This is a genomic window from Burkholderia sp. Ax-1720 (genome assembly GCF_011753035.1).
GTDB classification, from domain to species: Bacteria; Pseudomonadota; Gammaproteobacteria; order Burkholderiales; family Burkholderiaceae; genus Burkholderia; species Burkholderia gladioli.
Map to the genome: position 1 here is coordinate 1 of NZ_VWWK01000010.1, position 11774 is coordinate 11774.

Here is an 11774-nt window from a genome sequence, read left to right on the forward strand (position 1 = left end):
CGGCAAGCCGGCCGCGGGCGCCAGGAAACGCTCGCCGACCGCGGCCGCCTGGGCCAGCCGCAGCTTCAGCTCGCGCACGTCGCGGCAGCCCACCGCCTTGGCGAAGCGCGTCACGGTGGCGACGCTGACCTCGGCCTGCGCGGCGATCTCGCCGATGCTGGCATGGGCGGCCGCGGCCAGGTCGTCGAGGATCCGCGAGGCCACCTTGCGTTCGGCATCGCGCAGCGCCGGCGCGCATTCGGCGATGCGCGACACGATGTCGAAGCCGAGCTGGGCGGTGGCGGGCACCGGCTGGCCCGCCGCGTCGAGCGGCTCGGCGGGGGAAGCGAGATCGGAGGCGGCGGGATTCATCGGATCAATCGTGGGGACGGCTCGTGTTAATAAATAACATCACCGGGCGGATGCTACTTTCTGTACTATCCTGCCGTCAACTTCGCTACAAACACGACGAGACGATGGAGCATCCCACGATGAAAGTTACAAACTATCAGGAGGCGGCGATCGAGCCGAGCGGCAAGGGACTCGGCCGGGTGCCGAGCGCGAGCGTGCCCTTGTCGGACGCGGGCCGCCTGGACTGGAACCTGCTCGACGAGGACGTCAGCCTGCCCGCGGCGGTGCTGTATGCCGACCGGGTCGAGCACAACCTCAAGTGGATGCAGGCCTTCGTCGCCGAATACGGCGTGCAGCTCGCGCCGCACGGCAAGACCACCATGGCGCCGCAGTTGTTCCGCCGCCAGATCGAGACCGGCGCCTGGGGCATCACGCTGGCCACCGCGCACCAGACCCGCGCCGCCTACCAGGGCGGGATCCGCCGCGTGCTGCTGGCCAACCAGCTGGTCGGCAAGCACAACATGGCGATCGTCGCCGAGCTGCTGTCCGATCCCGAATTCGAATTCTTCTGCCTGGTCGACTCGGCCGACAACGTCGAGCAGCTCGGCCGCTTCTTCGCCGCCGCCGGGCGCACGCTGCAGGTGCTGCTCGAGCTCGGCGTGCCGGGCGGGCGCACCGGCGTGCGCGATGCCGCGCAGCGCGCCGCCGTGCTGGAGGCCATCGCGCGCCACGCGGACGTGATCAGGCTGGCCGGCATCGAGGTCTACGAAGGGGTGCTGAAGGAAGAGGGCGAGGTGCGCGCCTTCCTCAAGGACACGGTCGCGCTGGCGCGCCAGTTCGCCGCCGAGGGCCGCTTCTCGCGCACGCCGGCAATTTTGTCGGGCGCCGGCTCGGCCTGGTACGACGTGGTCGCCGACGAGTTCTCGCAGGCGCGCGCCGAGGGCGTGATCGAGGTGGTGTTGCGCCCCGGCTGCTACCTGACGCACGACGTCGGCATCTATCGCAAGGCGCAGAACGACATCCTCGCGCGCAACCCGGTCGCCAAGCGCATGGGCGAGGCGCTCAAGCCGGCGCTGCAGCTGTGGGCCTACGTGCAGTCGATCCCCGAGCCGGATCGCGCGATCGTCGCGCTCGGCAAGCGCGACGCGGCCTTCGACGCCGGCTACCCGGAACCCGCCCGGCATTTCCGCCCGGGCAGCGCGGCCGCGCCGCGCACGGTGACGCCGGCCGACGGCTGGGAGGTGACCGGCATGATGGACCAGCACGCCTACCTGAAGATCGCGCCGGGCGCGGACGTGAAGGTCGGCGACATGGTCGCCTTCGACATCTCGCATCCCTGCCTGACCTTCGACAAGTGGCGGCAGATCCTGGTGGTGGATGGCGACTACCGCGTCACCGAGGTGATCGAGACGTACTTCTGAGGCCGGCGCCCGCCGGAGCTTCCCGGCGGCGGCCCGGCGCCTTCGTGTCGCGAGGCTTCGCGGCATGAAGCGGGCCGCCCGCCGCCGTGCATGCGCCCTCGCCCGCGCCGCGCAGCCGCCCGTCACGACGCGGAACCGGCGCGAGGCGTACACTGCCCGCTCCCGTCTTCAACCCGCGGAGCAGATGATGGCAGCCAAGCAGATCCTCTTCCTGACCGGCGATTTCGCCGAAGACTACGAGACCATGGTGCCGTTCCAGGCACTGCAGGCGGTGGGCCACACCGTGCATGCGGTCTGCCCCGGCAAGCGCGCCGGCGACAAGATCAAGACGGCGATCCACGATTTCGAGGGCGACCAGACCTACACCGAGAAGCCCGGCCACCTGTTCGCGCTGAACGCGAGCTTCGACGAGGTCGACGTGGCGCGCTACGACGCGATCGCGATCGCCGGCGGACGCGCGCCGGAATACCTGCGTCTCGATCCCAAGGTGATCGCGCTGGTGCGCGCCTTCGTCGAGGCCGGCAAGCCGGTCGCGGCGATCTGCCATGCCGCGCAGTTGCTGGCCGCCGCCGACGTGATCCGCGGCAAGAAGATCTCGGCCTACCCGGCCTGCGCGCCCGAGGTCAGGCTGGCCGGCGGCGAATACGCCGATATCCCGGTCGACGCGGCCGTCACCGACGCGCCCTTCGTCACCGCGCCGGCCTGGCCCGCGCATCCGGCCTGGCTCGCGCAGTTCCTGGCCCTGCTCGGCACTCGCATCGAGCTGTAAACGCCAAGGCGGCGGCGCGCCTCGCGGCGCCCGCCGCCCCTTTCTCCCATCGCCATTCCGCCGCCCGCCCGGGCGGCTCGCGCTCAGGCCGCCGAACGGTTTCGGTCGATCCCGGCCGGCTCCTCGGCCGGCGCCGCGCCGACCTCGGCGATGCGCGCCTCCAGCAGCGCGAGCGCGCCCGACAGCGCATTGAGCGCCTCGTCGGGCAGCGCCGACATGGTCTCGTCGAGAAACGCGGTACGCCGCGGCATGCAGGCGTCGAAGGCCGCGCGGCCCTCGCCCGTCAGCGTCACGTTGGTGACGCGGTTGTCGCGCGGATCGGGCGCGCGCGCGATCCAGCCGAGCGCCTCCATCGATTTCAACTGCCGCGTCAGCGCGCCCGGATCGGTGCGCACCAGCTCGACCAGCCGCTTCTGCGAGGCGGTGCCGTTCTCATTGTGGAGCGCGAGCAGGATCCGCCAGCGCGGCATCGGCTGGCCCACATGCGACTCGAAGGCGGAAAGGAACGCGCGATAGGTGCGCCCGAATTGTTGAAGGATCGCGACGCGGTCTTGTGCTTCCATGATTCAGAACGACGATGACAATGAAACCCCGGGTCGGAACCCGGGCTGAAGCCCGGCTTGCGGGCCGGCCGCGCCGCTCATTCGGCGACCACGGCGGGCTCGATCTTGCTGCGCAGGCGGATCGGCGGCACGCGCCGGCTCTGCCAGACCGCGATCACCGCCACCAGCGCGCCGATCGCGATGCCGAGATGGATCGCGCCGACCAGCGAGGCGCGCGCCGCCTCCAGCAACTGCGCGCCGGGATGGCCCTGCTGGGTGAGCTCGGCCACCACGCGCGCCTGCGCCTCGCGGTCGATCAGGATCTGCGGATCGGACAGGCGCGCGAACCACTGCAGCGCGCGATCGCCGCCCAGCGCCTCGCGCACGCCGCCGGCGTACATCTGGTTGACCAGGGTGCCGGTCAGCGCCGTGCCGATCATACCGCCAACCATGCGCAGCGACTGCAGCAGCGCGGTGGCGATGCCCAGGTGCTCGCGGCCGGCGGTCTGCTGGGCGAACACGGTCAGGTTCGGCAGCACGAAGCCCAGGCCGATGCCGCCGGCCACCATCACCGCCAGCAGCACCGCCTGGGGCGTGCCGTGCGAGGACAGCGCGATGCCCGCGCAGGCCAGCGCCAGCAGCGCGAAGCCGGTCGGCAGCATCGCGTTCGGGCTGGGGATGCGCGTCACGATGCGCCCGTTCAGGATGCTGCCGATAGTGATGAACACCACCAGCGGCGTGATCACCACGCCGGCCGCCTTGGGCGACATGCCGAAGCCGCCCTGGAACAGCAGCGGCGCGAAGAACAGCAGCGAGAACATCGAGAAGCCGGCCAGGACCGCCAGCGAGAACAGCATCGCGAGCGACCGGTTGGCGAACATGTCGGTGGGCAGCAGCGCATGCGGGATGCGCTTTTCCCAGCGCCACAGCGCCAGGCCCGCGAGCACCGCGATCAACAGCAGCAGCGCCGGCCAGCCCAGCAGCCCGCGCTTGGGCAGCCATTCGACGAACAACTGCAGCGCGCCGAGCGCCACCGCGATCAGCAGCGCGCCGGGCCAGTCCAGGCGCATCTTGCCCTCGTGCTTGGCATGGCGCAGGTGCGGCAGGTAGCGGATCACGAAGAACAGCGAGAGCAGCCCGCACGGCAGGTTCACGTAGAACACCGAGCGCCAGCCCCAGAACTGCGTGAGGAAGCCGCCCAGCGAGGGGCCGATCGCGTTGGCGATGCCGAAGGCGGTGCTCATCAGCACCTGCCAGCGCAGGCGCACCACCGAATCGGGGAACAGGTCGGGCACGCAGGCGAAGGCGGTGCCCACCAGCATCCCGCCGCCGATGCCCTGCAGCACCCGCGCGGCCACCAGGAAGCTCATGCTGCCCGCCATCCCGCACAGCGCCGAGGCGGCCGTGAACACCACGATCGAGGCGATCACGAAGGGCTTGCGGCCGTAATAGTCGCCCAGCCGGCCGAAGATCGGCACGGTGATCACCGAGGTCAACAGGTAGGAGGTCGCGACCCAGGCGTAGAGATCGAAGCCGCGCAGCTCGGCCACGATGGTCGGCAAGGCGGTGCCGACCACGGTCTGGTCGAAGGCGACCAGCATCGTGACGAAGGAAATGCCCAGCATTGCCAACAGGGATTCACGAAACGGCAGGACTTGCCCACTCGAATGGTGGGCTCGGGTATGGACGGCCATCTTTTGATCGCGCAACGTTTGACGAGTCAACGATTGCGAGATAGTAGCATGCACGGGTAGGCTACGCCGATGGCGTCTTGCCTGACCTGCTTCATGGGAGAGATATGGAACCCATTTCAGGCGCCGTCGGCGCCACCCTGTCGCCCGAGGACCTGGACACCTTGCGGCGCGCCAAGCTGGCGCTCGAAAGCCCGTCCCTGACGATGAAGCTGACCAGCGTGGTGGGCGCGCCGATCGAGAAGATGATCGCCAGGCTGCCCGGCTTCGCCACCGACAAGATCAACGACGCCACCGAGATCGCGCTGCGCAAGTGCCTGCACCTGGCGCTGCGCACGCTCGGCAAGTCCGGCGGCGTGGCCAGCGCGGGCGAGACGCCCGACAAGCCCAGCAATTTCCTGCACAAGCTCGCGGTGGCCACCACCGGCGCGGCGGGCGGCGCCTTCGGCCTGTTCGCGCTGCCGGTCGAGCTGCCGGTCACCACCACCCTGATGTTCCGCTCGATCTGCGATATCGCGCGCAGCGAGGGCGAGGACCTGTCCTCGATCGACGCCCAGCTGCAATGCCTGGCCGTGCTCGGCATGGGCGGCGGGTTCGCCAACGCGGGCAGGCAATCGGGCGACGGCGAGGCGGAGCGCGATGCCGATTTCGGCTACTTCGTGCTGCGCGGCGCGCTCGCGCAGGCGGTATCGAAGGCTTCGTCCGAGATCGCCTCGAAGGGTTTCGCCACGCATGGCTCGGCGGCCCTGTTGCGGCTGGTGCAGTCGATCGCCTCGCGCTTCTCGGCGCAGGTGACCGAGCAGATCGCCGCCAAGTCGATCCCGGCGCTCGGCGCGGTGCTCGGCGCCACCGTCAACACGCTGTTCATCGACCACTTCCAGCAGGCCGCGCACGGCCACTTCGTGGTGCGCCGGCTCGAACGCAAATACGGTACGGCGCCCGTCGAGGCCGCCTATCAGGCGATCGCCACCTGAGCCTCGCGCGGCGGCGCCGCCGCGCCCCGCACGAAGGCCGCGGCATCGTCCAGCGCGCGGCGCGCCTCGGGCATGAAGGGCACCGCCATCTGCCAGACGTGCGGCATGCGCGGCCAGACCTGCAGGTCCACCTCGACGCCGGCCGCGCGGGCCCGCTCGGCGAAGCGACGCGAATCGTCGAGCAGCACCTCGGTGCTGCCGGCCTGGATCAGCAGCGGCGGCAGGCCCGCCGGATCGGCATAGAGCGGCGATACATAGGGATCGGTCGGGCTCGCGTCGCCGATGTAGAGGCGCGCGGCGCGACCCAGCGCGGCGCCGGCGAACATCGGGTCGGCGCCGTCGTTGCTGCGCAGCGTCTCGCCGGTGGCGGCCAGGTCGGTCCAGGGGGAGAACAGCACCGCCCCGGCCGGCAGCGGCGCGCCGCGATCGCGCAAAGCCACCAGCAGCGCCAGCGCCAGGCCGCCGCCCGCCGAATCGCCGCCGAGCACGATCGTGGCCGGATCGACACCGGCCTCGAGCAGCGCGCCGTAGGCGGCCAGCGCATCCTCGTGCGCGGCCGGGAACGGCGCCTCGGGCGCCAGCCGGTAATCGACCGAGAACGAGCGCGCGCCGGCCTTCGCGGTCAGCGCGAAGACCAGGGGACGATGCGTGGTGGGAGAGCAGAAGTAATAACCGCCGCCGTGGAAGTACAGCAGGGTCGGCGCGGCGCGCCCGTTCACGGGCTCCAGCCATTCGCCGCGCGGCGCGTCGGCCGCGCCGTAGCATTCGCGCAGTTGCCAGCCGGCCGGCACGCGCGTCTGGAAAGGGCGCCGGCGCTCGGCCAGCGCGCGCGTGCCCGGCACGTCGATCACGGGCGACAGCGTCTTGGGCCGCACCTGTCGGCGCAGCAACCAGCAAGCCAGTTCGGACTGCCAGCTCATCGAACCTCCTTGGGCAGGGAATCGGCCGTGCGCGGGAACGGCGCCTGCGCCGCGCCCGCGCGACGCGCGTTCAGCTGGCGGGCTCGACCTGCCCGCGAATCTCGCCGGACGGGTGCTCCTTGGTATGGACGTTGAAGTACCACTTGCCCGCCATCAGCTCGGTGACCTGCTGGTCGTTGAGCACCGCCGAGCCCTTGATCGGGCTCTCCAGCGCATCCTTGGCGATCGGCACCTGCACGCCGGCGTTCTGGCCGACGGGAGCCGGGCCGTGGAAGTGCGCGGCGGTCGCCGGGCCGGTCAGGCCGCTGTAGCTGACGGTCCACACCAGCGTATGGGTCGCCGTGTCGAAGCTCGCGTCGAGCTTGCCCGAGCCCTTGGTGGCCGTCGGCGGCACCTCGCTGGAGGGCTGCAGGTTGGCCGTCAGCTTCGCCGTCTCGGCATGCGCGGCCACCGCCACGAAGGCGCCGAGCAGCACGCCGGTGTTCAGGATACGCAGGATTCGCATGGGATCTCCTTGTCCGTTTTGGAGCGCGCCGGCAACGGCCGCGAAGCGGCCGGCCGGTCCTCGCTGATGCGATGGTAGACCATCGACCGCCGCCGTGCGCATCGCGCACCGCGAACCGGCCCGGACGGCGGCCCGCCGGCCCCGATCGTCATCGCTCGCCCTACATCCGTTGCATTACATCCGTTTACGCCCGTCATGCGACGCGAGCGCGCGCCGATCCTGGCAAACGCAGGCGGGGCCGCGCGCGGGCGCGGCTCGACGGCTTCCGGCGCCGCCCCGCGTTTCTTACCGTCGTAATCCCCGGTCGCCAAACTGCGACGCCGCTTCACGCCAGCATTTTTACAAAAGCGCCACAATGGCCGCCCGATCGACAAACCCAGGAACAATCCCGTGCCGGTCCGCTCGCCCCTCCCCGCCTTTCCTGTTCCACGGCTGCCACGCGCGACCCTGATCGCGTCCCTGCTCGGCGCGGCAGCCCTCCACACCACGCCGGCCCAGGCACAGGAATTCGCCCTGTTCGCCGGCCCGCTCTACGGCGCCGGCACGCACACCACCGCCTGGGCGCTCGACTACCGCGAGAGCCTCGGCAAGTACGCCGCCGCCAGCTTCACCTGGTACAACGAAGGCCACCTGCCGGGCCATCACCGCGACGGCCAGTCCGTGCAGTTCTGGGGGCAACTGCCGCTCGCCCAGCGCCGCTTCGTGCTGTCCGCGGGCGTGGGCCCCTATCGCTACTTCGATACCGAGGCCGCCGCCGAAGGGCGCGGTTATTCGAACACCCACGGCTGGGGCGTGCTGATGAGCATCCGCGCGGCCTACTACACCTCGCATCGCTGGGTCACGCAGCTGCAGCTCAACCGCGTCCACACCTTCAGCGGCCCCGATACCACCTCGGTGATGTTCGGCATCGGCTACCAGCTCGACGCGCCCGACGCGCCGGGCCCGCGCGACTACGCGGCGGGCCGGCTCGACCGCGTGACCCACAACGAGATCACCGGGATGGTCGGCGAGACCATCCTGAACAGCCGCAGCTCGCCCTCCTCGCTGGGCGCGAGCCTCGAATACCGGCGCGGGCTGATGAAGTACCTCGACTGGACCGCGACCTATCTCTACGAGGGCTCGAAGCGCGCCACGCGCCGCAACGGCGTGGCCTCCGAACTGTGGGCCACGCGCGCCTTCTTCGACGACAAGCTCACGCTCAGCGCGGGCGCCGGGATGTACATCGCCGTCGACCAGCGCAACATCCGCGGCAACGACATCGGCGACGGCCGCCTGTCGGGCATCGTGTCGATCTCGGCGAGCTACCGGCTCAGCGAGCGCTGGCTCACGCGCGTGACCTGGAACCGCGTGGTGACCCGCTACGACCGCGATACCGACGTGATCCAGGCCGGCCTCGGCTACCGGTTCTGAGCGGGCCGCCCCGCATCGCGCGGAGGGCCGCCGCGGTGCGCGACCCATTTCGGCGGCGTTGCGGGACGCCGCCGCGCATGAGACGATCCCCGCCCATGACACCGACCTTCCTCCAGCATGCGCAGGCGCTCGCGCGTGACTCGTACTACGAAGCAACGGCCACCCGCCCGGCCGCCGACGATCCCGTCCTCGACGGCCCGCTCGAGGTCGACGTCTGCGTGATCGGCGCGGGCTTCTCGGGCCTGTCGGTCGCGCTCGACTGCCGCGCGGCCGGCATGAGCGTGGCCGTGCTCGATGCCTACCGCCCCGGCTGGGGCGCCTCCGGCCGCAACGGCGGCCAGGTGATCGGCGGTTTCGCCAAGGACGGCGAGATCGAGCGGCAGCTCGGCAGCGACGGCGCGCGCGCGGCCTGGCAGCTTTCGCTGGCCGGCGTCGAGCTGATCGCCGAGCGCATCGCGCGCCACGGCATCGATTGCGATTTCACGCGCGGCTACCTGACGGTCGCCACCAAGCCGCGCCGCGTGCCGGAGCTGCGCGAATGGATGGACGCCGCGACCCAGCGCTGGGGCCATCCCTCGCTGAGCTGGCTCGATACCGACGCGATCCGCGCGCGCATCGGCTCGCGGCTCTACCTGGCCGGCGTCCACGATCCGCTCTCGGGCCACCTGCATCCGCTCAAGTACTGCCTCGGCCTGGCCGAGGCCGCGCGCCGCGAGGGCGCGCTGCTGTTCGCGCATTCGATGGTCACCGGCGTGGTTCGCGGCGAGCGCCCGCTGGTGCGCACGCGCGGCGGCGAGGTGCGCTGCCGCCACGTCGTGTCCTGCGTCAACGCCGGCCCCGGCGGCTTCCTGCCCGAGCCGATCGAGGCCCGCATCGGCCCGGTGCCCTCCTACATCATCGCCACCGAGCCGCTCGGCGCCGAGCGCGCCGCCGCGCTGATCCCGGGCCGCGAGGCGATCTGCGACAACAATGTCTTTCTGGACTACTACCGGCTCTCGGCCGACCACCGGATGCTGTTCGGCGGGCGCGCGAGCTCGGCGGGCGCGGCGCCGGCCGAACTGACGGCCGCCATCCGCACGCGCATGATCGAGGTGTTCCCGCAACTGGCCGACGCGCGCATCGAGCACGCCTGGGGCGGGTTCGTCGACGTCACGCGCAATCGCGCGCCCGACTTCGGCGCGCTCGATCCCAACTACTTCTACCTGCAGGGCTACAGCGGCCACGGCGTGGCGCTGACCGGCATCGCCGGGCGCGCGGTGGCGCGGGCGATCGCCGGCGAGCGCGACAGCTTCGAGCTGTTCGCGCGGCTGCGGCACCGGCGCTTCCCCGGCGGCCCGGCCTGGCGCCAGCCCGCGCTCGAGCTCGGCATGCTCTACCACCAGTTGCTCGAACGCTTCTGAACGCCCGCCGGGCCCTCGCTCAGAGCGTGCCCATCCCGCCGTCGGCGATGATCTCGCTGCCGACGATGAAGGCCGATTCGCTGGCCGCCAGGTGCAGCACCGTCGAGGCGATCTCGGCCGGCTCGCCGAAACGGCCGAGCGGCACCTGGGCGCGGATCTGCTCGGACGCCGCCGCGAGGCCCGCCGCGTCGAAGCCGAACTTGTCGTAGAGCGGCGTGGTCACCGGGCCCGGGCTCACCACGTTGACGCGCACGCCGCGCGGCAGCAGCTCGGCCGACAGCGTCTTCACCAGCGAGATCAGCGCCGCCTTGCTGGCCGCGTAGATCGACGAGGTCGGCATGCCGATATGCGCGTTGATCGAGCCGTTCAGCACGATCGAGGCGCCGCGGTTCAAGAGCGGCAGCAGCGCCTGGATCTGGAAGTAGGCGCCCTTCACGTTGCTGTCGAAGGTCAGGTCCCAGAGCGCCTCGTCGGCGTCCTCGAAGGGCACCAGCTTCGCCACCCCCGCATTGACGAACACCGCGTCGAGCCGCAGCCCCGCCGCGGCGATCGCCTCGGCCAGCTCCCGCGCGGCGGCCGCCGTGCCGGTGGTGTTGCGGATCGCCAGCGCGTCGGCGCCGAGCGAGGCGCGGGCGCTGTCGAGTGTGGCCGCGTCGCGGCCGGTGATGATCACGCGCGCGCCCTCGGCCACGAAAGCCTGGGCGGCCGCCAGGCCGATGCCGCTGTTGCCGCCCGTGACGAGGACGGTCTTGCCGGTGAAACGGTTCATGTCGGTGCTCCTTGGAGAGAAGAAGTCGTTCGACTTCGGTGCAGCCATGATGGACGCCTCAACTTGCCTTGCCGTACCATTCCGTCGATGAACACGTTCGAAGGAGTCGAACATGTTGTCCGAGGATGAACTGGCCCTGCTCGACGCGATCCGCGAGACCGGCAGCCTGACGCGCGCCGCCGCCCGCCTGGGCAAGGCGCCGTCGACAGTCTCCCACGCGGCGCGGCAGCTCGAGGCGCGCTTCGACGCGCTGCTGTTCGACCGGCGCCGCTACCGGCTGCAGCTCACCCCGGCCGGCAAGCTGCTGGCCGAGGACGCGGCGCGGCTGATGCAGGACGTGGCGCGGCTCGCCCGGCGCGTGCGCCAGGTCGCCAGCGGCTGGGAGGACCGGCTGTGGATCGTGACCGACGAGGTGATCGAGTTCGCCCTGCTGGCGCCGCTGATCCGCGATTTCGACGGGCTCGATTCGGGCGTGGCGCTGCGCATCACGCACGAGGTGCTGGGGGGCACCTGGGAAGCGCTGCGCGACGGCCGCGCCGACCTGATCGTCGGCGCCACCAACGAGCCGCCGGCGATGGCGAACCTGCGCTGGCTCGAACTGGGGGCGATGGACTGGGTGTTCGCCGTCTCGCCGCGGCACCCGCTCGCCGGCGAGCCGGAGCCGCTCACGCGCGAGGCGATCGCCCGACATCGCGCCGTGGTGGTGGCCGATTCCTCGCGCGCCACGGCCGGCCGCGCCTATGGCGTACTCGGCGGCCAGCCTTCGCTGGCCCTGCCCACCATGCAGGCGAAGATCGTCGCGCAGCGCGAGGCGCTCGGCGTGGGCTGGCTGCCGCGCGAGCGGATCGCCTCGTTGCTCGCCAGCGGCGCGCTGCTCGAGAAGCGCACCGCCGATCCGCGCGAGCCGAACCTGCTCTACGCGGCCTGGCGCGGCGATCGCGAGGGCCGCGCCCTGCAATGGTGGATCGAGAAACTGAAGGCGCCGCGCCTGGCGCGGCGGCTGGTGCGCGGCACCGATGCCTTCGCATGACGGTGCCGGCGAA

General features: G+C 71.3%; 11 protein-coding genes and 1 pseudogene. 6 read left to right on the top strand and 6 right to left on the bottom strand.

Translation table 11 applies throughout. From position 1 onward, the window contains the following. Positions 1–288 (bottom strand): annotated as a pseudogene (locus tag F3J18_RS05295) (MurR/RpiR family transcriptional regulator); the annotation flags it as partial. Between the two features lie 182 nt (positions 289–470). Between F3J18_RS05295 and F3J18_RS05300 the strand changes: the two are divergent. After that, positions 471–1751, top strand: coding sequence for an amino acid deaminase (locus F3J18_RS05300; protein ID WP_025101715.1), 1281 nt, complete (start codon positions 471–473; stop codon positions 1749–1751). Between the two features lie 187 nt (positions 1752–1938). Then, positions 1939–2520, top strand: a complete 582-nt coding sequence (locus F3J18_RS05305; RefSeq protein WP_013699372.1) for a DJ-1/PfpI family protein — start codon at positions 1939–1941, stop codon at positions 2518–2520. Between the two features lie 83 nt (positions 2521–2603). Here F3J18_RS05305 and F3J18_RS05310 read toward each other — a convergent pair whose 3' ends face one another. Together F3J18_RS05310 and F3J18_RS05315 are read right to left on the bottom strand one after the other, a co-directional pair. Further along, on the bottom strand, positions 2604–3083 hold the full coding sequence (locus tag F3J18_RS05310) for a MarR family transcriptional regulator (RefSeq protein WP_025101716.1): 480 nt from the start codon (positions 3081–3083) through the stop codon (positions 2604–2606). Between the two features lie 77 nt (positions 3084–3160). After that, positions 3161–4756, bottom strand: coding sequence for an MFS transporter (locus F3J18_RS05315; protein ID WP_025101717.1), 1596 nt, complete (start codon positions 4754–4756; stop codon positions 3161–3163). A 104-nt stretch (positions 4757–4860) separates the two neighbouring features. On the opposite strand from F3J18_RS05315, the gene F3J18_RS05320 reads away from it, so the two are divergent. Then, entirely contained in the window at positions 4861–5727 is an 867-nt protein-coding gene (locus F3J18_RS05320; protein WP_166911807.1) for an EcsC family protein, read from the top strand. On the opposite strand, the gene F3J18_RS05325 is transcribed toward F3J18_RS05320, so the two are convergent. Then, positions 5709–6647, bottom strand: a complete 939-nt coding sequence (locus F3J18_RS05325; RefSeq protein WP_025101718.1) for an alpha/beta hydrolase — start codon at positions 6645–6647, stop codon at positions 5709–5711. The two genes, F3J18_RS05320 and F3J18_RS05325, sit on opposite strands and share 19 nt — an antisense overlap. Before the next feature lie 70 nt (positions 6648–6717). Beyond that, on the bottom strand, positions 6718–7152 hold the full coding sequence (locus tag F3J18_RS05330; RefSeq protein ID WP_025101719.1) for a CHRD domain-containing protein: 435 nt from the start codon (positions 7150–7152) through the stop codon (positions 6718–6720). Positions 7153–7599: 447 nt separating this feature from the next. Between F3J18_RS05330 and F3J18_RS05335 the strand changes: the two genes are divergently transcribed. Together F3J18_RS05335 and F3J18_RS05340 are read left to right on the top strand one after the other, a co-directional pair. Then, a complete protein-coding gene (locus F3J18_RS05335; protein WP_205195312.1) occupies positions 7600–8562 on the top strand; it encodes a hypothetical protein in 963 nt (320 codons plus the stop codon). 95 nt (positions 8563–8657) lie between these two features. Beyond that, a complete protein-coding gene (locus F3J18_RS05340; protein ID WP_047836999.1) occupies positions 8658–9962 on the top strand; it encodes an FAD-binding oxidoreductase in 1305 nt (434 codons plus the stop codon). Positions 9963–9981: 19 nt separating this feature from the next. On the opposite strand, the gene F3J18_RS05345 is transcribed toward F3J18_RS05340, so the two are convergent. Continuing rightward, positions 9982–10731: an SDR family oxidoreductase gene (locus F3J18_RS05345; RefSeq protein WP_025101722.1), complete on the bottom strand. Its 750-nt coding sequence runs from the start codon at positions 10729–10731 to the stop codon at positions 9982–9984. A 112-nt stretch (positions 10732–10843) separates the two neighbouring features. Between F3J18_RS05345 and F3J18_RS05350 the strand changes: the two genes are divergently transcribed. Further along, positions 10844–11761 carry a LysR family transcriptional regulator gene (locus tag F3J18_RS05350; protein WP_013699381.1) on the top strand — a complete coding sequence of 306 codons (918 nt, stop codon included), beginning with the start codon at positions 10844–10846 and terminating at the stop codon, positions 11759–11761. The last annotated feature ends 13 nt before the right edge of the window (positions 11762–11774 follow it).

Coding starts and splice junctions, on each gene's coding strand:
- F3J18_RS05300 (WP_025101715.1), top strand. CDS start 471: ATGAAAGTTACAAACTATCAGGAGGCGGCGATCGAGCCGAGCGGCAAG.
- F3J18_RS05305 (WP_013699372.1), top strand. CDS start 1,939: ATGGCAGCCAAGCAGATCCTCTTCCTGACCGGCGATTTCGCCGAAGAC.
- F3J18_RS05310 (WP_025101716.1), bottom strand. CDS start 3,083: ATGGAAGCACAAGACCGCGTCGCGATCCTTCAACAATTCGGGCGCACC.
- F3J18_RS05315 (WP_025101717.1), bottom strand. CDS start 4,756: ATGGCCGTCCATACCCGAGCCCACCATTCGAGTGGGCAAGTCCTGCCG.
- F3J18_RS05320 (WP_166911807.1), top strand. CDS start 4,861: ATGGAACCCATTTCAGGCGCCGTCGGCGCCACCCTGTCGCCCGAGGAC.
- F3J18_RS05325 (WP_025101718.1), bottom strand. CDS start 6,647: ATGAGCTGGCAGTCCGAACTGGCTTGCTGGTTGCTGCGCCGACAGGTG.
- F3J18_RS05330 (WP_025101719.1), bottom strand. CDS start 7,152: ATGCGAATCCTGCGTATCCTGAACACCGGCGTGCTGCTCGGCGCCTTC.
- F3J18_RS05340 (WP_047836999.1), top strand. CDS start 8,658: ATGACACCGACCTTCCTCCAGCATGCGCAGGCGCTCGCGCGTGACTCG.
- F3J18_RS05345 (WP_025101722.1), bottom strand. CDS start 10,731: ATGAACCGTTTCACCGGCAAGACCGTCCTCGTCACGGGCGGCAACAGC.
- F3J18_RS05350 (WP_013699381.1), top strand. CDS start 10,844: ATGTTGTCCGAGGATGAACTGGCCCTGCTCGACGCGATCCGCGAGACC.